The 24,144-nt window shown below is 69.8% G+C and carries 12 protein-coding genes; all 12 read right to left on the bottom strand.

Translation table 11 applies throughout. The features are described from left to right. The coding region (locus P1V51_24655; protein MDF1566246.1) for a thrombospondin at positions 1 to 199 on the bottom strand (199 nt) is incomplete at its 3' end. A gap of 233 nt (positions 200 to 432) precedes the next feature. Then, the gene (locus P1V51_24650; protein ID MDF1566245.1) at positions 433 to 2,034 is read right to left on the bottom strand and encodes a hypothetical protein; all 1,602 of its coding nucleotides are present in this window, start codon (positions 2,032 to 2,034) and stop codon (positions 433 to 435) included. 50 nt (positions 2,035 to 2,084) lie between these two features. Continuing rightward, a complete protein-coding gene (locus tag P1V51_24645) occupies positions 2,085 to 3,386 on the bottom strand; it encodes a hypothetical protein (protein ID MDF1566244.1) in 1,302 nt (433 codons plus the stop codon). A 143-nt stretch (positions 3,387 to 3,529) separates the two neighbouring features. After that, complete coding sequence (locus P1V51_24640; protein MDF1566243.1) at positions 3,530 to 4,744, bottom strand: cytochrome c biogenesis protein ResB; 1,215 nt, start codon at positions 4,742 to 4,744, stop codon at positions 3,530 to 3,532. Continuing rightward, a complete protein-coding gene (locus tag P1V51_24635) occupies positions 4,741 to 5,262 on the bottom strand; it encodes a hypothetical protein (protein ID MDF1566242.1) in 522 nt (173 codons plus the stop codon). The genes P1V51_24640 and P1V51_24635 overlap by 4 nt, the downstream gene beginning before the upstream one ends. Continuing rightward, positions 5,259 to 6,107, bottom strand: a complete 849-nt coding sequence (ccsA, locus tag P1V51_24630; protein MDF1566241.1) for a cytochrome c biogenesis protein CcsA — start codon at positions 6,105 to 6,107, stop codon at positions 5,259 to 5,261. The genes P1V51_24635 and ccsA overlap by 4 nt, the downstream gene beginning before the upstream one ends. 22 nt (positions 6,108 to 6,129) lie before the next feature. Next, the gene (locus tag P1V51_24625) at positions 6,130 to 7,542 is read right to left on the bottom strand and encodes a cytochrome c biogenesis protein ResB (protein ID MDF1566240.1); all 1,413 of its coding nucleotides are present in this window, start codon (positions 7,540 to 7,542) and stop codon (positions 6,130 to 6,132) included. Continuing rightward, positions 7,539 to 9,149, bottom strand: coding sequence for a fused MFS/spermidine synthase (locus P1V51_24620; protein MDF1566239.1), 1,611 nt, complete (start codon positions 9,147 to 9,149; stop codon positions 7,539 to 7,541). Before P1V51_24620 ends, P1V51_24625 begins: the two co-directional genes overlap by 4 nt. Further along, on the bottom strand, positions 9,146 to 10,309 hold the full coding sequence (locus tag P1V51_24615) for a hypothetical protein (protein ID MDF1566238.1): 1,164 nt from the start codon (positions 10,307 to 10,309) through the stop codon (positions 9,146 to 9,148). Before P1V51_24615 ends, P1V51_24620 begins: the two co-directional genes overlap by 4 nt. A gap of 66 nt (positions 10,310 to 10,375) precedes the next feature. Then, positions 10,376 to 22,231: a CxxxxCH/CxxCH domain-containing protein gene (locus tag P1V51_24610; GenBank protein ID MDF1566237.1), complete on the bottom strand. Its 11,856-nt coding sequence runs from the start codon at positions 22,229 to 22,231 to the stop codon at positions 10,376 to 10,378. A gap of 47 nt (positions 22,232 to 22,278) precedes the next feature. Beyond that, on the bottom strand, positions 22,279 to 23,100 hold the full coding sequence (locus P1V51_24605; protein ID MDF1566236.1) for a hypothetical protein: 822 nt from the start codon (positions 23,098 to 23,100) through the stop codon (positions 22,279 to 22,281). A gap of 11 nt (positions 23,101 to 23,111) precedes the next feature. Next, positions 23,112 to 24,144: fibronectin type III domain-containing protein (locus P1V51_24600; protein ID MDF1566235.1), on the bottom strand; the 1,033-nt coding region annotated here is incomplete at its 5' end.

Raw genomic sequence — 24,144 nt, 5'->3', positions numbered from 1 at the left:
AGGTGTCACCGAGGTCGGTGTTGTTCACGAGGATCGAGCCGCCGCCGCCGCAGCCGCCGCCGCCGCCGCCGCTCTGCTCGGGGGTGCCGCAGGCGCCGAACTGGTCGTCACACTCGTACCCGGGGTTGTCCTGGGCGGAGGCCAGCGCGGGGATGAGCGCGAAGGCCAGGAGAGTGGTGGTGGCGATGAAGCGCAGCATGGTTTCCTCCAGTGCGGCTGTGTGGGTTCGAAGAGTCATTGCCAGGGTACCGCTGCAAGCGCCGTACCCGACACCCGGCGATCGCCAATTACCTGAAAACACGGAGATTTTTTTCAGCGGCCCCCGGCCGGGCGCCCGGTTCTGAGTGGTTCAGCACTCAGCCGCGGATGGTGTCCCCCTCGGGGGAAAGCTGCGCGCTTTCCGCACCTCGCCCGACGAGTGGGGCCATGTGGTCAAAAGACCTTCTTCAGCCCCACGGCCGCGCCGGCCTCGAAGCGATCCCCCGAGGCGAAGCCGAAGGCGACGAAGACGTCGAGCTGGAGCATGTCCTCGATGAGGGCGTGGAAGCTCGGCCCGAAGGAGACGCCGTGGGCCGGCGCGGCCGTGCCCCCGCCCCGGTCGAGCTCACCGAAGAGGGCGCCGTCCACGAAGGCGCCGAGCTTGTAGAGGTCGCGCGTGATCGAGAAGCGCAGGTCCGCCGACGCGCTGACCGCCTGACGGGCGAAGCTCTCCTGGAAGACGCCCCGCAGGTAGGGCCCCCCCACGGGATGCTCGTCGTGGAAGGGCACCGAGCCGCGCATCCAGACCCCCCGTGAGCGCAGCCAGAGGGCGTGCCAGCCGAGGTCCACCACCCACTGGTACTGGTAGTGGAAGACGTTGTAGCTGTCCCGGTCGAGGGTGAAGATCCTCCGGGCCTCGGCGACCAGCTCGTGGCGGCGGTCCCAGCGCTCGGCGCCAGTGTCGAAGACCAGCTCGGTGCGCACCATCGCGAAGGGATCGACCCGCTCGTCCGGTGCCAGGAGGGGATCGAGGGTCGCACCGGAGCGAGGACGGAGCCCGAAGAGGTAGCGTCGCCGGATCCCCCCGCCGAGCTCGAGGGTGAGGCCCTCGGTGAACTCGTGCTGGATGTCGAGGGAGGCCTCGAGGTCGGTGTTGAAGTAGCGCTCGAGATCCAGGTCCGGACGCTGGCGGCTGGTCACGTCCGCCCTGAGCCAGAGGAAGGGCCGGGTGCGCCCACCGAAGAGAGGGGGCGTGAGCCACTTCAGCTCGGCCAGGCCCCGGGAGAAGGCCGGATAGCGGCGCTCGTCATGGAGGCGGGAGGCAAGCCGCGCCCCCCCGCTGCCGGCCACCCGGAAGCGGTCCTCCTGGAAGATCAGCCCCTTGCCCTGGTAGTTCAGCCCCAGCTGGAGGCCGTTGTAGGGGTCGAGCTTGAGGTCGAGGCCGAGCCCCGTGTTCCAGGCGCTCCGCCCGAAGAAGACGTGCAGCTCGTAGGGGCGGCGCGGCCCGATGAGGGAGTGTCCCTGCACGTGCCCCAGGCTCTCCAGCTGCGGTCCCAGGTGCTCCACGTCCTTCGTCGGCACCAGCTCGAAGCGCACCGAGTCGATGCCGAGCTCCTCGGCCAGGAGCGCGCCCTCCCGCTCCAGCTCCAGGCGGTTGTAGACGTCGTGGGGTACCCGCAGGGCCAGCTTGAAGCGCAGGGTCTTCACGGTGAGCTTGCCGCGGAAGACGACCTTCTCCACCCTCCCCTCGTCGACCTGGACGTCGATCGTCTCGCCGTCGACCCGGGCCCGGACCGCGGCGAGCTGGTAGCCGGCGCCGTGGAGGAAGCCCTCCAGCTTCTGCTGCACCAGGCCGGCCGTCGCCTCGTCGAGGCCGGGCACCTCCCCGTTCAGGGAGCTGCGCAGGATCGAACGGTAGACCTCCTCGGAGAAGAGGATGTTCCCGTGGATCCGCAGGGGTGGGTAGGCGGCCTTCGTCGCCTCCCCCCTCGCCGGGCCCGACGCCGCGAGGGCGAAGAGGAGCAGCAGGCGCGGGAGGATCCGGGCAGAGGTCATCCCCTCGACGGTAGCCCCGGGGACACCCCGCCTTCAACATTCCCCTATCCTTAGATCACTCGCAGCGGAGGCCGGACCTGCCGGGGTCCGCCGGGAGGCCCGGGCGGAGGGCCGCTCCCGGGTCCTTGGGGTCGCTCGGGGACGACGATGGCCGGGCTCCAGAGGTTCAGGGCCAGACCCGAGGCCAGGAAGAGGAAGCCCCCGAGGACGAGCAGGCCTCCCCACTCCAGGGTCCCCTCCGGCTGGCGCAGGAAGCCCATCCGGACCCCGAGGTCGAGGCCGAGGAGCAGGGCCGCGGGGATCGCGCTCCAGGCCCGGTGGCGCCAGAGCAGCCCGGCCAGCACCAGCACCACACCCAGGGCCGCCCAGGGCAGGTGGGTCATCAGCCCCAGCCGGCCGAGGAGCAGGGTCGCGACGAGGTAGGTGAAGAAGGCGGTGACCACCAGCATCCGGGGCGAGCGCCGCCAGCCCAGGTAGAGGGTCGTGCCCGCCGCCAGGGCGAGGACGAGGGGGAAGAGCCCGGGATCTCCCAGGAGGGCCAGCCCGAGGGCGCCGGCCACCCGGGCCCAGATCGAGAGCTCCCGCCGCTTGCGCAGCGCCGCGACCAGCATCCCGGCGCCGAAGAAGGAGGGCAGGACCGAGGGGCCCAGGCTCAAGGACCAGACCCCCAGGTGGTAGACGGCGAGACCGAGCCAGACCCAGGCGGCCGCCTTGCGGCTGCGGCGCAGGACGGTGGCGCCCCACTCCGAGAGCGCCTCGTCCGCCTCGATCCTCGGCCGCGAGAGGACCAGCGCGGCGCCCACCCCGAAGAGGGCGGTCGTCATCCCGGCGGCCAGCACCTCCCGCCCGAAGCTCTCGAGCTGCGGGAGGAAGGCCAGGGCGGCGGCGCCGAGGGTGGTCACCGCCAGGAAGGAGACCGAGACCCTCAGGCGGAAGACCCAGACCAGGGCCCGCAGCTTGAGCAGCACCGAGGCGACCCAGAGGCCGGCCGGCAGGAGGCCGGCGCCGCCGAGGAGGGCCATCCGCTCGATCTGGAAGGTGGGATCACCGAGGAAGACCATCGCCATGATCCCCAGGATCACGGCGGGGCGGCGCTGATCGCGCCCCTCCTCCCGGCGGCGATAGAGGAGCGCGGCGGCGCCGATGAGCAGCCACTGGTAGAGCTCCAGCACGACCGCGAGCCCCACCTCTCCGTAGCCCGGCCCCGTCGGCGCGAAGGCCTGCGAGAGCAGGAGCACGCCCGCCATCACGCAGAGGGCGCTGGCGAAGTAGAGGGGGTTGTACTGGACGAACCACTCGTGGAGGAGCGCGCGGAGGCGCCCACCACCGGCCGGAGGAGGTGGCGTGCTCATGCCGGGGGTGAACAGCAAGCGATGTGCCAGGCATTCCCGGCGAAAAAGCGAGCCAGGATCGGCCTCCTGGCCGGGCGCGATCCACCGCGCCCGTCAGGGTGACCCTTTTGCGTCGCCTCGGGGCGACTTTTCGTCACTCGCCGCTACTCGTCGTCGATCAGCGCCGCGAAGGCCTCGATCCGGCGGGCCGCCTTCAGCCCCTCCCCGTCCTGGACGATCACCCAGGTGGTCCTCGGCCAGAAGATCTTCAGCGAGAGCAGGAGCAGCGCGATCAGCCCGAGGAGCATCGCGACCTTTCCCCAGGGATCCCGCACCCACTCCAGGGCGACCCAGAGGTCGGCCCGGGCGAAGACGATCCGCTGGCCCTCGAGCTCGAGCGCCTCCCCCAACCCGAGTACGCCGCTGCCCACCGGCAGCGCGCCGCGCACCGCCCGGACGGCCAGCAGGGGGTTCTCCAGCTCGAGGGTCCGGTTCTCCGGCAGGAGGCCGGGCCGCTTCGAGCCATCGGGATAGAGGGTGACGAAGAGCCGGTGCGGCGAGCCGGCGAGGCTGACCTCGGCCTCGGTGCCGGGCGGGAAGAGGTTGGCCTTGAAGAGGCTGCGCTCGACGAGCTGCTCGCCCTGCCAGATCTCGAGGCCCGGGAGGTAGCCCATGGACTTCAGCCTCACCTCTCCCCCTCCAGCCGGGACGGACTCGTTGATCGTGACGGTCCGGGGTGCGGCGTCCCCCACCGCCACCTTCGCCGAGAGGTGGGTGAAGAAGATCTCGTCGTCGAGGTAGGTGGGGTGGATGTCGGTGACGGTCAGGCTCTCCCCCGGTCCCTCGGTCATGGCCGGGATGGTCTCGCCCTCCCCCACCGGCACCCCGAGGACCTCGCGGGTGGAGACCGAGAAGACGATGGCGGGCAGGAGCAGGGGCAGGACCAGGTGAAAGAGAGGCCCGAAGACGCTCGCGTAGCGGCCTCGATCCGCGACGAGGCGCCCCTCCTCGCGCTTCACCCGGTAGAGGCGGCGGCGCAGCGCGGCCTCGGCCAGATCGAGGCTGCTCCACTGAGGCGTGAGGGCCTCGAAGCCGCCGGGCGGGAAGCTGGCATCGATCCCGGCGTGGGGCCGGGTCCGGGCCAGGGCCCGGGGCAGCTCCACCACGAAGCAGGCCACCAGGTTGACGGCCAGGGCCAGGTAGAGCCCGAGGAACATCCACATCGTCCCCATCGCCTGCACCGTCGCCAGCGGTGAGGCCTGGGAGAAGATCACCAGCTGCAGGAACCACGTCGCCCAGGCCACGAGCAGCACGTCGGCCAGCCGCCGGTGGCCGAGGAGGCGCAGGGTCGCGCCCGCGAGAGAGAGCAGGCGGCTCACTCCATCTCCCCGTCGGCCGGCCGGGAGACGATCGGCTGGACCTCGACGTCGAGGGGCTGCACGTCGAAGAGGACCAGCCCCTCCGGCGTCCGGTGCAGCTCGTAGCGCCAGGTCCCGGAGAGGCGGAAGCGCTTCATCGCTCCCCCCGCCCGGGCGAGGCCCAGGTCCAGGGTCTCCCGGGCGGTGATCTGGAAGCTGTCGGGTCCGGTGAACCCGATCTCTCCGAGCTCGAGGCGACCGTGGTCGAGGGTCTGGGTGATCCCCTGGGCCGCGCGGTAGGCCAGGTCCGCCTCGCTCGCCCGCCGGGCGGGCCCCCAGGCGGCGCCCATCGCCCGGCCCTCCTGCTGGGCCTGGCGCGCCTCGCGGATCACCGCCTCGACCTCCTCCATCGGCGGCGCCGCGGGCAGCATCTCCTCGCCCGCCCAGGTACCCCCGAAGAGCTCCCAGTTCTCCAGGATCCCGAGGGCCATGAAGGCCACCACCGTGGCCGCGATCAGTCCGAGGATGCGGAGGGTCACTGGCCCAGGAAGGTGGGAGGTGGGGGCACGGTGAAGACGTGGGCCGTGCCCTGCAGCAGGAAGCCCACCCCGAAGTAGGCGATGATCACGAAGACGATGGCGAAGAGGCCCACCCAGGCGATGCGGTGGCCGCGCCAGCCGTGCACGACCCAGAGGTGGATGAGCACGCCGTAGACCAGCCAGGAGACCAGGCTCCAGGTCTCCACCGGATCCCAGGACCAGTAGGAGCCCCAGAGGTCCTTCGCCCAGATGGAGCCCGCCGCGATCATCACCGCCTCCGTGAGGAAGCCGAAGACCACGTAGCGGAAGAGCACCAGCTCCAGCTCCTCGAGGGAGGGCAGCTTCTCCGAGAGCCCCTTGTCCGGGCGGTAGTGCTTGATCAGGAGTACCGCCGCCGCCCCGGCGCCGATCGAGAAGGCGGCGTAGGCCAGGATGGCGAAGAAGACGTGGACGTAGAGCCAGACGCTCTTCAGCGACACGCCCATGGGAGAGGCCACGGTGTCGCCCATCAATCCCCAGCCGATGATGACCAGGGCCAGGGGCACGGCGCCGGTGCCCGCCGCCTGGTACATCCGCCACCGGCGGGGCGCCAGGAAGGTGAGGAGCACGATCGACCAGGCCGCCAGCGTGGCGTTCTCGTAGGGGGTCGCGATCGGCAGGTGCCCGGAGACCACCGTCCGGGCGGTCAGGGCGCCCGTGTGAACCAGCAGGCCCAGCGCCGTCGCCCAGCGGCCCCACCGGAAGAGCCGCTCCTTGCCGATGATCAGCCCGGCCACCGAGAGGGCGAAGCCCGCGGCGTAGGCCACCATGGTGGCGGCGGTGAGGATGGCTTCGATCTGGGGCATCGTTCTCTTCTTCCCGGGAGCGTCAGTCGATCTCGGAGAGAGTGTCGGCCAGGCGCTCACGCCGGTCCAGCCCCACACCATCGGCGGTGGCGAAGAGCAGGACCCGCTCGCCGTCGGGGACCACCACGACCTCCCGGCGGTAGAGGACCAGCCGGGCGCAGAGTCCCAGCAGCGCGAAGCAGAAGGCCAACACCAGGAAGAGGCCGCCCTCCTCGTCGATGATCTGGAACTCGCCGTAGTAGCGCACCTCCTCGAGCTTGAGGGTCCAGCTCCCGTCCGGTGCGCTCACCGACCGCCCCGCCTCGAGGACCCCGCGCACCGGCTCCTCGCCCTCCGAGCGGCGAGCGGCGACCTCGATCCCCTCCGGGAGGTTGGGCTCGATCCGGCCGGTGTTCGAGGAGGAGACCATCAGCCCGGCGCCGGTGTTCCGGATCCCCCCCTGCTCCTTCGCGAAGGGGCGGGCCAGGATCTCGAGCCCGCAGGCCTTCAGCCAGAAGCGGGCCTCCTGGTTGCCGAGGGGATCGAGCTTCACGTAGACGCCGTCCTCGGTGCCCTCCCGGGTCCGGCAGACGAAGAGGGCCGTCGGCCCGACGGACATGATCAACAGGGAGGTCGAGCCGCGCACCAGCGGTTCGTTCACGCGGAAGCGGGTGGGCTGGAGCTCACCCGCCACCAGCACCTCGGCCGAGAGATCGGTGGGGTAGCCCTCGGTGGCCTCGGGGGTGATCGAGAGCACCTGGAAGGCGAAGTCGGGGATCGCCTCGATCCCGGCTCGCGGAAGGCGCGGAACCTCGGTGAAGGGCCCCTCCTTCACCGAGAAGACCTCCCCCACCGACACCGGCTGGGTCACGGAGAAGCGGCTCTGGTCGAGCGTCACCCCCCCGGCGAGGAGGAGCCCGAAGGAGGCATGGAAGAAGAGGAAGCCCAGGGGGGCGAAGCGGAAGCGCACGCCCCGCAGGCCCCCGGCCTCGCTGTGAAGCCGGTAGCCCTCGGCCTCGAGGCGAGCCCCGATCCGGGCCACGGCGGCGTCGGGATCCTTCCTCGGCAGCACCCTCACTCCGGGGCGCCGCTCGAGGCTGCGCGGGTTGAGGCCGACCCCCTGGTCCACGCGGGTGCGCCGCCACAGGCCCGGGAGGCGCTGGGTGATCACCGCGATCAGGGAGAGGAAGAAGAGGGTGAGCACGAAGTAGGTCAGGGGCGCCCGGAAGGCGTCGGTCATGCCCAGCGCCTCGAGCACGGCCACCGTCCTGGGCTGCGCCTCGCGCCAGGCCTCGAAGGCCGCCGGTCCGATCCGCCGCTGCTGGGGGACGGTCACGCCCAGGAAGTAGATGACCGTCAGGGTCACCATCGTCCCGAGGACGAAGCGGCGGGACCGGAAGAGCCCCAGGGCCCGGCCGAGGCCCTTCAACCCACCGCTGCGCCGCCCCTTGCTCATTCCCTCAGCCAGGACCGCCCGCGCACCAGGTTGCGGGCCATGGTGAACTCGAGCCAGGGGTCCTCGTCCCGGTTCAGGCGCGGATCGGGACCCAGCTCGGCCAGGTAGTCCGCGAGCTGGGCGTCATCGTCGAGGCGGATCTCGACCACCCCCTGACTCCAGAAGGGATCCACCGCCGTGGCCAAGCGCTGGATCATCTCGAGGCTGGTCGGCAACAGCGAGGGAGAGGCGACGATGATCAGATCGTCGTTCCGGGTCAGGCGCAGCAGACGCAGGTGGGGCAGGGCCTCGGCCACGGTGGCCATCAGGATGCGCTCCTGCATCCCGTCGAGGAGGTAGCCCGGCATCCAGCCCACGAAGACCCCGTCCTCGGCGAGGCGGCTCCTCACCAGCTGGAAGAACTCGAGGGTGAAGAGGTTGCCCGAGGTGGTGTCCACCGGGAAGGAGGGCCCCGAGATGATGGCGTCGTAGGGCTCCCCTCCCCGCTTGAGCAGCCCCCGCCCGTCGCCGACGGTGATCGGAAGCTCGGCTCCGGGGAGGAAGAACCTCGACACGGCCTCCACCACCCCCGGGTTCACCTCCGCGACCTCCAGCTCGGCCGCGGGGAAGAGCCCGCGGTGGGTGTCGAAGGTGCGGCCGATGCCCAGCCCGATGAGGAAGACCTTCTCCCGCTTCCCCCGGGCGGCGGCAGGGGCCAGAGCCAGCAGGTCCTGGGTGGTGGTCTCGGTGGTCCGGCTCCCCCCCTCGATGCGGCCGTCGACGATCAGCACCTTCACGCCGCCCGGGCCCTGGCGAACCTCGACCAGCCCCTCCGGTGCCCAGCGGCGGTAGACCGTCTCCATCGCGGCGAGGCGCCCGGGGAAGCTCGGATCCGCGATGGCGCGGCCGGCCACGTAGTAGCCCACCGGCGCGGCCGGCTCGGGAACCAGGGCCGCGAGGACGACCAGGACGGCCACCGAGCCGGCGGCGGTCCTCGCCCGGAGCTTGCGGTCGCCGGAGAGGGCCACCAGGAGCGCGGCGATCAGGTTGAGGCTCGCCGCGGCGATCAGGGCTCCTCGCAGGCCGAGGAAGGGGATGGCCACGAAGCCCGCCGCCGCGCTGCCGACGATCGCGCCGAAGGTGTTCGCCGCGTAGGCCGTCCCGGTCACCCGTGCCACCTGCTCGCCGCTCCCGCCGGCGGCGACGCGTGTGATCAGGGGGAAGGTCGCTCCCATGAGGGTGGTGGGGACGAGCACCAGCGGCAGCGCGAGGAGGGCGTCGAGGGAGAAGTAGAGGATGGGCTGGAGCTGGAAGCGCTGGTAGGCCCAGAGGTGCAGGTCGGTGAGGGGCTGGAGGAGCAGCAGCGTCAGGAGGGCCGTGGCGCCGATGCCGAGCTCCAGGGCGATGATCGCCCGCAGGGGGTTGGCGATCCGATCCCCGTAGCGCGCCCCGAGCACCCCGCCCAGGGCGAGGCCGCTCATGTAGGCCGAGAGCATGGCGGCCACGGCGTAGACCGAGGAGCCCAGGACCAGGTGCAGATAGCGGGTCCAGACCACCTCGTCGGCGAGGGCCGCCATCCCGGAGAGGCCGTAGGCCAGGTAGAGCAGGCGTAGCCGGGTTCGCGTCACGACTTCCCTCCTCGCTGGAGCCGGGCCCAGGCCCGCGGCGGCGACACCAGGATCGCCCCATCCTCCTGCTCCTCGTAGACGAAGTGCGTGGGCCGGAAGAGCGCCCAGCCGAGCAGGCCGAGCAGGACCCCGAGGAGCCCGACCCGGGTGAGGGTCTGGTGCGTCCCTCGGACGATGCCCAGCCCGAGATAGGAGCGCACCTCCCAGACGATCACCGCGTAGCCTTCCTCACCCTCCGTCACCGAGCTGGGCTCCACCCGCTGATTCGGCACCAGGGCCCGCTCCCGCTCGCCCTCCCGCTGGTACACCCCGGCGAAGACCCTCGGAGCCTCTCCTCCCGCGGGCGGCCACCCCGAGACGCTCACCATGAGCTTCAGGTTGCCCGACTCCAGGTTCTCGTGAAAGCGCCCCGGCTTGCCCGGGGTCGGCCAGAGGACCACGGGCTGATCGAAGAGCCGGCCGCGCTCCCTCTGCAGGAGGGTCAGGCGCACGCCAGGCCCCATCCCCCACTGGTAGAGGGAGGTGTTGCCCAGCGGCACCACCGACCGCACCGCGCGCGGCCCCTCCTGGAGGGTCTTACCCGAGCTGTCGACCACCTTCATGTCGAAGAGCCGCTCGGGCTCGCCGGGCCGGATCTCCCCGAGGATCACCCCGTAGCGGAGGTCGGAGGGGTCTGCGAGCAGGCCCAGATCCAGCTCCTGGTAGGTCTCCAGGAGGTCCAGGTCCTTCCCCCCCCCGGCGAACTGCACCCAGCGCCCCTCGGTATGGAAGAGGACGTTGAGGAGTCCAGAGAGGAAGACCAGCGCCACCGAGAGGTGGACCAGGAGCGGGAAGATCATGGCCCAGCGGGCGATCTGGCCGCCGCCGCCGGTCCCCTCCCGCTTCAGGGCCGCCCGGCGCACCCGCTCGGCGTCCTCGCCCTCACAGCGGATCGACGACCCCATGGACGCCTGCGGCGGCCCGTGCCCGAGGACACCGCTCGAGGCGCGTACCAGGAGCCGGAGCGCTCCGGCCAGGCCGAGGACCGCCAGGGCGACGACCAGCTCGGGCGGAACGGCCAGGCCCCCCGCGATCTTCAGGACGAGGGCCAGGGCGAAGCCGGCATAGACGACCCCGGTGACCAGGGTGAGGCCCGAGGGCCGTCGCGAGGAGTTGCTCAAGACGCCAGGATCAAAGCCCCGACCGGACCCGGTGGCAAGGACGGGCGACGTCTCCGACGGGAGACGTCAGTAGTTGAGGGTCCGGGTCATGCCCACCGCGGTCCGGGCGCCACCGCCGTGGTTGTTGCACCCACCGTAGAGCGGCGTCCGGTCGGGCGAGGTGGAGAGCGTGAAGCACTCGTAGGTGCGGCTCCCCGACCAGCGGGCGTTGTCGTCGTTGGGCCTGCCCGTGTCGTTGGCGGTGTTCGTCATGCTCGGCCGGAACTCGCTTTGGGAGGAGCCGTTCATGAAGCGCCAGGCCCGGCGGCTCGTCGCGGCGACGTTGTTGGCCACCGGGGTGATGGTCTCACTCGAGCCGTGGATGGCACCGAAGGTCGTGCCGCCATGGCAGTTGTGGCAGCCCAGCCCGAAGAGCGAGCCGTCGGTGGCGCCAAGCGCGCCCACTCGGCTGTTGAAATCCGGCTGCCCCACCACATCCAGGAAGTCCGAGGAGGCACCGTCCTGGTGGTTGGTGGTGTAGCGGGTGGCCTCGTGGCACCGGTAGCAGACGTTGTTGGCGGCGGTGAAGGTGCCCGCGACGTCGTAGTCGTCGTGGGTCGGCGGCGTGTTGACCGCGGAGCAGCCGGTCGCGCCCGGCTCGCAGCTCAGGAGGTACTCCGCGTTCTGGGCCCCGTGGGAGTTGATGGCCGAGCGGTGGCAGTCGGAGCAGAACATCAGCTTGGTGTCGTCGCACCGGACCGCCGAACCATCCTTGTTCCGGCACGTGGCATCGGCGTCCCAGCCAGCGATGGGGCTCATGGCGAAGCCGCCGGAGGCCCACTGGGCGTTCGTGGTGGAGTAGCGGCTGACCCCGAAGAAGACCAGGGCGTGGTAGCTGTACTTGGTCCAGGTGGTCGAGTTGCCGGTCGCGATGTTGGGCTGGATGTCCGGGGGATGGGAGCCCGTCGGATCGAACTGGGTCTTGACGTCGATAACGTTGCCCCGGGTCGCGCCGCCGATGATCACGGTCCCTGACTGCCCCCCGCCGGTACCCCAGTTGTTCACGGGATCGAGCAGGTTCTGCCGCAGCACCTGATCCGTCGCGCTGCCCACGAGATCGGCGTTGCCGAAGGGCTGACGGGAGTAGCTGGTACCCGCGTTGCCGGTCGGCGTGGACGGATGCCAGTTGTTCGAGGCCGCAGGGTTCATGTTGTAGGTGTAGAGCGCACCGTCCGAGTCGTGGCAGGTGATGCAGAAGGCATCGAGGGCCCGCAGCTCGGTGGTGTCGACCCCGTCGTTCCTCCTGAAGGGGAAGTAGGTGTTGGTCAGCGCGTCGGGGTTCCCCGAGTTCCAGACCGCGCCAGAGCCCACCTCCGCCGGGCCGCCGCCCGCCACCTGGGAGTTGCTGGTGTGGTCGACGTTCAGCAGATCGACGGTGCCGTTCCCGTGGAAGGCGGTGGAGGCCGTCTCGCTGCCGTTGTCGCTGGGCTTGCCCTCGGCGTGGCAGACGATGCAGTCCCAGTTCTCGACCACCTGGGTGGTAGGGCTAGAGCCAACGACGTGGTGGCTGCGGCCCTTGAAGTCGCCCGGATCCCCCGCGCCGCTGTCCACGACGATCCGGCGGCCACCCTGCGAGGCGTTGTGACAGCCCATGCAGTTGCCGCCGGCGCCGGCGAAGTCGTTGTCGTGCTTGTGGCAGCTCGTGCACCGGGGCTGGCCGGAGGCGAGCTGGTGGGAGTCGTAGGTCGTCTTCGTGTAGTGGCTGATCTCGCTGTTCGGCGCCCCACCCACGTCGTGGCAGTTGTTGCAGAGGCCATTCTTGGTGCCTGCGGCCGGGTCGACGTAATCCACGAGCTCGAGGCCCGCCCCGCCCCGCACGGCGCCGGTGAACACCACGGTGGCGGCGGTCGTGGTCGGGATGCCGTTGGCGTCGGTGGCCTCCCACGGGTTGCGCTGGATCATGAACCAGTTGCCGTCGCCGTGCGGATCATGGCAGTCCCAGCACTGCTGTCCGCCGTTCTGTCCACCGGTCTTGGTCGGACCATGCTCGTTGCCATAGTGAGCCGTGATCGAGCTGATCTGGGTGGCGGCAGTGGCGTTGTCGAGCGGGTAATCCTTCCCTCCGAAGGCGGGAGGATTCACACCCGAGGCGCCACCTGCGTGGCAGTTCGTGCAGACGGTGTTGGCGCCGCCGTCGCGCAGGCGGAGGTAGTTCGCCGATCCGGTGGCCTGATGCCCCACGCTCGGATCGTGGCAGTACTCGCAACCCTCCTGGCCTCCCAGCTTGCCGGGGAAGTTGGCGGCCGGGTTCTCGCCGTTGGCGTAGGAGCCGCTGGGCCGGCCGTGACCGGAGGCCGCCCACTCGGTGGCGTCGATCCGGCCGGTCTGGGCATCGCCAGTGGCGAAGGAGGGGTTGTCGCCAGCGCCCATGTGGCAGCCGTTGCAGCCCAGCGAGCTGCCCCAGACCACGTCGTTGCCGCCGTGGCAGGTGTTGTTGGTGCAGGTCTTGGTGACCGCGCTGTAGCCAGAGAAGTAGGCGCCATCGACGTTGGGAGTCTTGTTCAGGTGGTTGCCGGCGGCCAGGACCGAGGTGCCATTACTGGTCGTCGAGGCATGGCAGTTCACGCAGTCCGCCGCGCTCGAGACGTGGGCCTGGTGGCTGTTCGCGCTCGCCGTGCCGCCGCCGCCGTTGTTGTGGTTCGGCTCACCCGCCACCGCCACGAAGGCGTTGTCGCTGTGTCGGCCATGGCAGCCGTTGCAGCCCAGGGTGTCGTTGTCCCAGTCGACCGTATAGGTCTCGTAGAAGGCCTGCCCCGTCGCCGAGCCGTTGCCGTGGCAGTAGACCGCGCTGCACTGCTTGGAGGCCGAGGCGTAGTTGCTCGTGCCTCCGTTCTGGTCCCAGCCGACGTTGGGGGCGACGGTCTTGGTACCGTCGACGTGGTTGGCGTGGGTCGAGATCGTGGTGTTGTTCGAGACGGTCGCCGAGTGGCAATCGACGCAGCCCACGGTGATGCCCACCGCCGACGCCTGGTTCAGGTGCTCGTTGTGGGCGAAGGTCGCCATGCCGGTGTTGGCGTGGCAGCTGGTGCAGCTGGTGTTGTTGCCCCACGCCGGGGAGGCAACGAAGGTGCCGTTGCCGTCGGAGTGGCAGTAGATGCTGTTGCAGGTCGAGCCCAGGGAACCACCACCATCCGCGGTCACCGGCGCGTTGCGCAGGTACCAATCGACGTTGCCGTCGACGTGGAGGCCGAAGCCCGTGGCGGCGTTGATGGTCGCGGCGTTGTCGACGGTCTGCCCGTGGCACTTCTCGCAGGTGAAGCCGTAGAGGTCGGTCGCCGTGTGCTTGTCGTGCGACGAGGAGAGGGTGGTGACGCCCGCGGTCTTCGCCGAGTCGTGGCAGAGGGTGCAGCCGCCGGCGTCGCCGAAGCTCACGGTCTTCGCCCCCGCGAAGGGCGAGGTGGTGTCCTTGCCGTCGGAGTGGCAGTAGATGGCCGAGCAGGACCCTTCCGCACCGACGCTCGAGAGCGTCCCCGAGCCGTTGGTCTGATTCGGCGCGCCGCTAAGGTAGAGGTCCTGGACGCCGTTCACATGGAGCGTCGTGCTGGCGATGGTGATGCTGCCGGTGACGGTCTGGCCGTGGCAGCGCTGGCAGGGGAAGGCGTAGGTGTCGGTCTCGGTGTGCTTCTGGTGGGCGCTGGACAGGCCCGTGGCCGTGGCGCTGGCCGCGTCGTGGCAGTCGTTGCAGCCGGCGAAGGCCGCGCCATCCCAGTCGGCGGGGGTCAGCGGGGCACCCGGGGTGTCATCACCGCTCGAGTGACAGTAGAGGTTGGTGCACTGGTGGCTGGCCGAGCTCCAGCTACCGCCGGTCTGGTTCACCGGCCAGGTCGTGAACGCCACGGACTTGGCGCCGTCCATGTGGGTGGTCTGGCCGGTCCGCAGGGTGGTGTTGCTGGCCCGCGTGTCGATCGTGTCGGTGTGGCAGTCGTCGCACTGGAAGCCGTAGGTGGCGACGTGCCTCGTGTGGTAGGCCGAGCCCGCCCGGGTGCCGGTGGCGATGGCGTCGTTGGTCCCGTCGTCACCATGGCAACCGACGCAGTTGGCCGGGATGCTGCCACCCCAGGTGGGGGTCTGGAAGATGTTGCCGCCGGTGATGGGGTTGCCGTTGGAGTGGCAGTAGACGCTCTGACACTGCCCGTAGGTGACGTTGGGCGGCTCCTCGAAGCCCGCCTCGCTGGCGACTGCTGCGCCCGCGCCATCGGGATCGTAGACCGCGGACGCCCCCAGGGAGTTGTTCGTCCGGTTGAGATCCCAGTCGGTCCGGCCGTTGACGTGGTAGGTGCGATCGTCGACCGCGTTGGTGCCGTCCACGGTCAGCTCGTGGCAGTCGTTGCAGACGAGCCCCAGGGTGCCCACGTGCATCGAGTGCGAGCCGCCGGCCGGCGGGGTGCCCTGAGAGGCGCCATGGCAGGTGCCGCAGGGCTGGTTGCCGGCCAGGAAGGTGACCGTGTTGGCCTGGTTTCCGCCCGGGAACTCGCCGTGGCAGTAGACGTTGGTGCACTGAGCATTCGTGTAGCGCCAGCGCTTGGTGCCCATGCCGGTGCCGGCCTCCTCGTAGACCAAGCCGCCCGCGGCGAAGGTCGGCGCCAGCATGCCGCTGATCTGCACCTTCGGGTTCTGGGTCGAGTCGTAGAAGACGCCGCCAGTCTCGACGATGTAGGGGGTGCCGGGATCGCCCGTCTCGCCGTTGTCCATGTGGTCGACGTCGGCGGTGGGGTGGCACTTGCCGCAGGGGATGCCGTAGTCGGCCGTGGTCGCCCCGCTCAGGAGGTTGGCGTAGGAGGTCGGCACCCCGGCGCTGTGGGTGGCGTGGACCGAGGGTGAGGGCAGGGTGTTGCCCAGGTTGGCGGTGAGGGGCGGCGCGTTGTGGCAGCCGTCGCAGGCGCCACCGGTGGGGGCGAAGCCGGCTGGGTGGCTGTGGCAGTCGGTGCACCGGTTGTTGGTGGTGGTGGTCGCCAGGTTGTGGGTGTCGCTCGCGCCCTTGGTGTAGTGGCCGATCGCGCTGGTCCCCGCGCTGGTCGCGTCATGGCAGTTGTTGCAGAGGCCCGTGACGTTATCGACGTAGTCGTCGTGATCGAGGCCATTCGCCGCAAGCCCGTTCAGGCCGCCATCGGCGGGCCGGAACTCGATGGCCGCCGCGAGGGCGCTCGGGATGCCGTTGGCGTCGGTGATCTCCCAGGGTTGCCGCTGGACCATGTACCAGAGGTCGTTGGAGGCTGCGGACTTGTCGCCGTGGGGATCGTGGCAGTCCCAGCACTGCTTGCCGCCGTTGTGACCGCCGGAGGCGATGTGCTCGCTGCCGTAGTGGTTGCTCTCGACGTTCTTGCCGTTCACGGCGCCGAAGCCGGTGCCCACCTCGGCGGCGAGGTAGCCGTTGGGGTCACTCGAGTCGTGGCAGACGTTGCAGGTCCCGTTGCTCGCGGGGGAGCGCAGGCGGAAGTAGTTGGCCGAGGGGCTGGTCTGATGGGGGACGCCGGGATCGTGGCAGAACTCGCAGCCCTCGCCCGGCGCGTTGCCCGGGAAGTTGGCGCCGGCGTTGCCGCTCAGGTAGGCCGTGGCGCGGCCGTGACCGTAGGTCGTCCACTCGGTGGAGTCGAGCCGGCCGGTCTTGGAGTCTCCCGAGACATAGGAGTCGTTGTCCCCCACCCCCAGGTGGCAGCCGTCGCAGCCCAGGGTGCTACCCCACTGGACCGTGTTGTTGCCGTGGCAGGTGTTGTTCGAGCACTCCTTCGTGACGCTGTTGTAGCCGCTGAAGTAGGCACCGCTGACGTTGGGGGTCTTGTTGAGGTGCTGGCCGGCGGCGATCACCGAGGTGCCGTTGCTGGTGGTGCCGTCGTGGCACTTCACGCAGTCGGCCGAGCTCGAGACATGCGCAGAGTGGCTGTTGGCGTTGGCCGCCCCTCCACCACCGTTCACGTGGTTGGGGGCGCCGTAGCTCGGGCTGAAGTCGTTGTCGGCGTGTCGGCCGTGGCAACCATTGCAGCCGAGGATGTCGAGGTCCCAGTCGACGGTGTTGGCCTGATAATGGGCCGCTCCGGTGTCGGAGTCGTTGCCGTGGCAGTAGACCTCGCTGCAGACCTTGGTGGCCGAGGTGTAGTTGCTGGCGGCGCCGTTGTTGTCCCAGCCGGCGGCGGGGGCGACGGTCCGGACGCCATCCACGTGGTTGGCGGTGCTCGCGATCGTCGTGTTGTTCGAGACTGTCGCCGAGTGGCAGTCCACGCAGCCCACGGTGATGCCGACGACGGTGGCCTGAGCGAGGTGCTCGTTGTGAGCGAAGGTCGCCATCCCGGTGTTGTCGTGGCAGCCGGTGCAGTCCAGGCCGGCGGGGTTGTCCCAGTCCGCGGTGGTGTTGGGCGGACCGAAGCTCTGCTGCCCGCTGGAGTGGCAGTAGGTGTCGCTGCAGGTGTGGCCGGTGCCCTCCCAGGAGCCGAGGGTCTGATCCACGGGCCAGGTGGAGAAGTTCACGCTCTTGAAGCCGTCGGCGTGGGTGGTCTGGCCGGTCCGCAGGACGATATTGCTGGCCCGGCTCTCGACCGTGAGGTCGTGGCAGTCGTCGCACTTGAAGCCGTAGGTGCCCACGTGCTTCTCGTGGCGCACCGAGCCCTTCAGGGCCGTGGCCGTGCCGATGAGGGTGCCGCTGGCCGAGTCGTTGCCGTGGCAGCCCAGGCAGCTGGCCGGGAGCGTGCCACCCCAGGTGGGGGACTGGTAGAGGTGCAGCGGCGCCGAGGTGCCGGTGATGGGGTCGCCGTTGGAGTGGCAGTAGACGTCGGCGCAGGTGCCGTAGGTCGCGTTCGGTGGCTCCTCGAAGCCGGTCTCCGCCGCCACGGCCGCGCCGCCGGCGTCCTGATCGTAAGTGGCGGAGAGGCCTACCCGGGTGAGGGTGCGGTCGAGATCCCAGTCCGTGCGGCCGTTGACGTGGTAGGTGCGGTCATCGACCAGGTCCCCGCCATCGACGGTCAGCTCGTGGCAGGTGTTGCAGGCCAGGCCGAGGTAGCCGCCCGCGTGCGCGGGGTGCGAGCCGCCGCTGGGCGGATCCGCCGAGTCCGCGCCGTGGCAGGCGCCGCAGGGCTGGTTGCCGGCCAGGAAGGTGGCGACGTTGGCCTGCTTCCCACCCGGGAACTCGCCGTGGCAGTAGACGTTGTCGCAGGTGCCGTTGCTGTACTCCCAGTACTTGGTGTCCGGGCCCTGCTCGGCGTAGAGGCTGCCCCCCTTGGTGAAGGTCGGAGCCAGCATCCCGGTGATCTGGGCCTTGGGGTTCTCGGTGGTGTCGAAGTGGCCGTCGACCTGGACCAGCCAGGGGGTGGCCAGGGAGCCGCTGCCGCCGCCGTTGAAGTGCTCGCTGCCGCTGGAGGGGTGGCACTTGCCGCAGGGGATGCCGTAGTCACCGGCGGTCGCGCCGCTGACGACCTGGCCGTAGTCGGTGGGGGTGGCGGTGCCGTGGGTGGCGTGCACCGAGGCCGAGGGCGGGGTGTTGCCCAGGCTGGCGGTCAGCGGCGGCGCGTTGTGGCAGCCGTCGCAGGCGCCGGCGCCGCTGAAGCCGCTGGCGTGGCTGTGGCAGCCCACGCAGTTGGACTCGGGGTGGCCGCCGTTGGCACCGCCGCCGGTGTTGCGGTAGCGGGGGGTCTTGTCCGGGTTCTTGGTCTTGGTGTGGCAGACCTCGCAGATGCCGGTACCCGAGTTCAGGCCGTTGGCGCCGCCCTCGAACTCGGCCAGGCCGTACTCGGCGACGCCGCTGGTGACGTCCCGCAGGTCCACGTTGCGCAGGCCGCTGTTCGGGGTCTGGATCTGCTTGCGGACCAGCATCAGGTTCTGGGTGCCGTGCGGAGCGTGGCAGTCCCAGCAGCCGAAGGCCCAGTTGCCGTAGCTGGTGTCGAGGTTCGCCGCGGCGTGGGTCTTCACGTCGTGGCAGGCCCGGCAGGAGGAGCCCATCTCGCGCCGGAGCAGGCGGCCGTCGCCCACTGGCTGATCGGCGATGGTCTTCACCACCAGCGACCGGCTGAAGACCCCGGCCCGCCCGTCGGCGCCGAGCGCCCGCACCCAGATCGTGCCGACGTCGTCACGGGTGTTGTCGGCGGGGGTCGAGTCCGCCCCGATCGGGGTGGACAGGTCGTCGGCGAGCTCGCCGTCGATGGTGTTCCAGAGCAGGTCGTAGACCCCGCGGGTGGTGTCCCCGGTGTAGCCGAGGTTGAGGGTCTCGACGGTCAGGGTGATCCGCTGGCTCGGGTCGCCCCAGTTCGGCTCCACGCCGCCGAAGCCGATCATCACCGGCGCGGCGGCGTCCAGGTTGCCCGGGTAGTAGGCGAAGACCCGGATCAGCGCGGAGCCGCCGATCGTCGTGTTCTCGGCCGGATCCATGATGATCACCACCGGATCGACGACCACCTCGGTGTGGAAGTCGTAGGGGCCATCCTTGTAGGTGTTCCCGAACTGGTCCGAGAAGGAGGGCGTCACCACGACGTCGACGTCGCTGGGGAAGTTGGTCAGCGGCGTGACGGTGACCAGCACTCCGTTGGGGTTCGATCCGTCGACGCCATCGATGCAGGCCGCGTCGTTCACGCTGGTGGCGAAGTTCGCGCCGTTGCTCGCGGTCGAATAGACGACCGGACCGGTGGTGTCGTCCACGGTCACGGAGAGGGTCGGGACATCGATGCCCCAGCCCACGTCGTAGGCGCAGAAAGCGATCGTCGAATCGACGAGAATGCTCTCCGCGAGCGGGGCCGGTACCTCGGTGCCTCGGGTCGGGTCCGAGAGATCGTCGAAGTCCACCGTGTCGAAGGTGTACGAGCCACCAGTGTAGCCGTTCCCGGTCTGGTCGGTGAAGGAGGGGGTGACGCTGACGGTCGTCAGGTTCGCCAGGTCGGCGATCGGCGTGATGGTCACCAGCACCCCGTTGGGGTTGGTCCCATCGATGCCCGAGGCGCACTCGGTGTCGTTCACGCTGGTGGTGAAGCCAGCGGGGTTGCTGACGGCCGAGTAGACAACGGGGGTGCCGTCGTCGAGGGTGACCGAGATCGTCGAGATGTCGACCCCGGAGGCGTTGTCGTAGGCGCAGAAGACCACCTTCGAGTTGACGGCGACGTCGACCTCGAGGGGCGCCGGGGCCTGATCGGCGATGGTCGGGTTGGTGATGTCCGGCGGCGGCGGCGGCCCCGCGTCGGTGGTGAAGGTGTAGGCCCCACCGCTGTAGGAGTTGGCCTGGACATCGGAGAAGGAGGGCGTCACCGTGATCAGGGTGCTCGCCGGCAGGGCCGCCAGCGGGGTGACGGTCACCAGCACGCCGTTGGGGTTGGCGCCGTCGTTCCCGGCGGTGCACCAGGCGTCGTTCACGCTGGTGGCGAAGTTCCCGGGGTTGCTCACCGCCGAGTAGACGTCCGGCCCGCCACCGTCGTTGACGCTCACCGAGATCGAGGAGACGTCGACCCCGGAGTTGGAGTCGTAGGCACAGAAGCGGATCAGGGTGCCGATGGGCACGTTGGAGGCGCCAGCGCCCGGGCTCTCGCTGCCCCGCCAGGGCGCCACCAGGTCCGGAGGCTCGGTGTCGAAGGTGTAGCTGCCACCGATGTAGGGGTTCGCCGTGTTGTCCGAGAAGGTTGGGGTGACGGTGACCGTGGTCCCGTAGGCCAGGTTCACGATCGGGGTCACCGTCACCAGCACGCCGTTGGGGTTCGCGCCGTCGCTGCCATCGGTGCAGGTGCCGCTGTTGATCGCCGTCGTGTAGCTGCCCGGGTTGCTGACCAGGGAGTAGATCTCGGTGGTCGAGCCGTCGTTGACGTTCACCGAGATGCTGCCAACGTCGATCCCCGAGTGCGTGTCGTAGACGCAGAAGATGATGTCGGTGGTGGGCGCGATGTCGGTCGAGCTCGGCGCCGGGGTCTCGGTGCCGCGGGTCGGGACGGTGAGATCCTGGGTGGTGAAGGTGTAGGCCCCGCCACCGTAGGCGTTGCTCTCCTTGTCGGAGAAGGCGGGGGTCACCGTGACCACGGTGTTGTCCGGGAAGGCGGAGAGCGGCGTGACGGTGACCAGGACGCCACGGGTGTTGGCGCCGTCGTTGCCGTCGGTGCAGGAGGGGCTGTCGATGACGGTGGCGAAGTTGGTCCCGTTGCTCCCGGTCGAGTAGAGGACCGGGCCCCCGCCGTCGTTCAGGGTCACGTTGATGGTCGAGACCTCGATCCCGGCGGTGAGGTCGTAGGCGCAGAACGCAACGGTGGTGCTGACGGAGACCCCGGTCGCGCTCGGGGCTGGTGTCTCCGTGGCCCGGGTCGGAGGGGTCTGGTCCACCGTGGTGAAGGAGTAGCTCCCGCCGGCGTAGGCGTTGGCGTCTACGTCGGAGAAGGTGGGGGTCACCGAGACCACGGTGCTCTCGGAGAAGGCCGAGAGCGGCGTGACGGTCACCAGGACCCCATTGGGGTTCGTGCCATCGATGCCCGAGGTGCACGAGGGGCTGCCGACGGTCGTGCTGAAGTTGGCCGCGTTGCTGACCGCCGAGTAGGTGTTGCTGGCGCCGTCGTTGATGTTGACCGAGATGGTGGAGACATTGACGCCTGAGTTGGTGTCGTAGGCGCAGAAGGAGACCGTGCTGACCAGGGGAACGGCCGTCGCGCCGCTGGCCGGGTTCGCGTCCGCGAGGGTCGGCGCGGCGACATCCGCGGCGATGGTCTGGAAGGTGTAGGCGCCACCGACGTAGCTGTTGGCCTGCTGATCGGCGAAGGCGGGGGTCACCGTCACCGTGGTGGAGTAGGCCAGCCGGGAGACCGGGGTGACGGTCACCTTCACGCCCCTGGGGTTCGCCCCGTCGTTGCTGTCGATGCAGGCGCTGTCGTTGACGCTGGTGACGAAGTTGGAGGCGTTGCTGGAGGTGGAGTAGACGACATCCCCTCCCCCATCGTTGACCGTGACCTGAAGGGTGGCGACGTCCACGCCGGCGGAGTCGTCGTAGGCACAGAAGACGATGGTGGTCTGGGCCAGCACGCTGGTGGCGCTGGGGGCGGGCGTCTCGGTGTTCCGGGTCGGATTCGTGGTGTCGATGCCCGACTCGGTGGTGAAGGTGTAGGCCCCTCCGGTGTAGCTGTTGCCCAGCAGGTCCTGGAGCGAGGGCGTCACCGTCACTACGGTCGAGGTCGGGAAGGCGGCGAGGGGGGTCACCGTCACCGAGGTGCCCGTGCTGTTGGGGCCGTCGGTGCCGTCGATGCAGGTGGGGTCGCTCGAGACCACGGTGAAGTTGCCGGGGTTGCTCGAGGCCGAGTAGGTGGTGGGCGAGCCGTCGTTCACGACCACCGAGATGGTGGAGAGATCGACGCCGATGCCCGAGTCATAGACACAGAAGAAGACCGTGCTGCCCAGGAGGACGCCGGTGGCGCTCGGCGCCGGGTTCTCGGTGGCCCGGCTCGGACCCGTCGCGTCCGGAGGCGGCGGCGCGCCGGAGAAGGCGGTGAAGCTGTAGCTGCCGCCGGCGTAGGGGTTGCCCTCGATGTCGTCGAAGGCCGGGGTGACGGTGACCGTGGCCGCGTCGCCGAAGTTGGCGAGCGGGGTCACGGTGATCTTGATACCGTTGGCGTTGGAGCCGTCGTTGGAGGCGGAGCACCAGGTGTCGTTCACGCTGGCGGCGAAGTTCAGCGGGTTGCTGGAGGTGGAGTAGACGACGTCCCCGCCGCCGTCGTTCACGGTCACCTGGAGAGTGGTGACGTCGACCCCGGAGTGCAGGTCGTAGGCGCAGAGGATGATGAGGGCATCCACCGGCACACCGGCGGCCCCATCGCCTGGCTGCTCACTTCCCCGGAAGGGGTTCGTGGTGTCCGGCGGCGGAGGCGGAAGCTGGGCGCTGGCCTGCCGGGCCCCCAGGAGGAGGACCGGCAGGAGCGCCAGCATCAATACTTTGCGTTGCATCATGGGTCGCCTGAGGACCTCTCCGGGAGCGCGAGGAGGCGAGGCCGGGATCAGTTGGTGTCGGTGCGGACCACCACCCGGTTGGAGGAGTCGCTGGAGCAGAGGTCGTGGCTCAGCGAGTGCACCTCGTAGACCAGGCCGTCCACGTCGGCAGGAGCTCCGCGATCACGGAACTCGGTGTTGAAGAGCGGGAGCTCGTTGACCTTGGTCCGCTTGCCATCGACCACCCGGTAGACGTCGTAGGCCGCGACCGACACCGGGCTCTCCTTCGGAGGCGTCCAGTCGATGATGACCCGGTCGATGTCACCGGTCGCCCGCGCGCCCTTGGCCACCGGAGCGGCCGGACGCGGCGAGCTGATCACCGCGGCCTCCACCAGGAAGACGCGGGGGCTGGTGTTGGTCTGCGCCCAGGTGAAGCTCTCCTGGCGGCGCATGTCGATCCGCGTCCCCGTGGCCTGATCCACCAGGGTCAGATCGACCCGGTCACAGCCGGTGGGCACGTATCGCATGTTCCAGGTCAAGGTGACGTTGCGGCCCGCGGTAAGACGGTCGACGATGAAGCTCCAGTTCTCGGGCATCAACGGATCACGCATGTCGCGGCTGTAGTAGCCGCCCCAGGTGGGCTGGTCGAAGTAGGCTCGCAGCCCGTACCCCGCGAGCGCCTGGATGTCGTAGAGGATGTCCAGGTCGTCGGTGGCGTTGGCTCTCACACCGAGGTCGAAGCGCGCGGTGGACACGTCGTCCGTGGCCCGCAGCTTGGCCTCCCAGTGCTCGATCGTGATGGTCTGACCCAGGGCCGGCATCGCGAAGAGCGCGGACAGCGCGACAGCGAAGATGGTCCGGACGAAGGGAGCGTTCGTCTTGGTTCTCATGGGGTGACTCCTCAGGGCTTCGTGATTCGAATGGCGTAGGTGTTGACGTCGTCGACGGCGAGCTTGAGCCAGTACCCGTGCCGGGAGTGCATGCACCCGCCAGAGTCCCAGAGCTCGGTGAAGTAGTTGGAGCCGTCGTAGGCGTAGAGAGAGGGGTAGATCCAGCCGGCGAGGATCGCGTTCTCCCAGGTGTTCACGGTCTCGCCGCCACCCGGGTTCTGGACGATCTCGAGGCTGGTCATCGACACGGCGTCGGGGAAGGGGTTCGCGATGAGGTTCATCCCCTTCTGCAAGGACACCTCCACCACCGAGGCGACGCCCCAGGGCGTGGCGTCGCCGGGCGGGATCAGGTCCTCGTTGCCGGCCGCCCCGAGCCAGTAGCCCCTGCCCTCCTCCACCACGCCGGAGCCGGTGGTATCGACATAGGAGCCGGCCCAGTCGCCGACGCCGGTGGAGACCCAGTACATGCAGGAGGTCACCCCGAAGACGCCGAGGCAGGTGTTGGTGGTCTGCAGCTGGTCCTCGTTGCCGGCGATGTTCCAGCCGGTGTGGAGGTGGGTCGACTCGCAGTTGGAGTCGGTCTCGCAGGTCCCGCCAGAGGCCAGCAGGGCCGCCACCGGTCCGACGTTCGGCCAGTCGTCGACGGCCTTCACCTGGATCCAGAAGCGGGAGTTGGAGTCGAGGCCCGTGAGGACGATCTGCTGGTTGGCGCCAGCGGCCACCAGCCCGGTGGTGTAGCTGTCGTTCCAGGTCCAGGCCTGGTCCCAGTTCCCGGCGGTGATGGGCGTCGGGTGGTAGCGGACCATGTAGGCGGAGACGTTGCCCGCGCTGCCCGAGCAGTCCTCGTAGGGCGCCGTGAACTGGATGGTGACGCTCGTCTCGTCGTGCGAGGTGATCCGCAGGTCGGCGGCGGCGCAGGGCGCGTCGGAGTCGACGAGGGAGGGCTGGTGGGGGCCGGTCGCGGCGCCGGCGGCCCAGTTGCCGTTCGCGTCGCGGCTGAAGACCTCGAACCAGTAGTCCTGGCCGTTGGTCAACCCGGTCGCG

It is taken from the genome of Deltaproteobacteria bacterium (assembly GCA_029210625.1).
GTDB lineage: Bacteria > Myxococcota > Myxococcia > SLRQ01 > SLRQ01 > JARGFU01.
The sequence above is the reverse complement of the archived record's forward strand: the minus strand, read 5'-3'. Positions and strand labels throughout refer to the sequence as shown.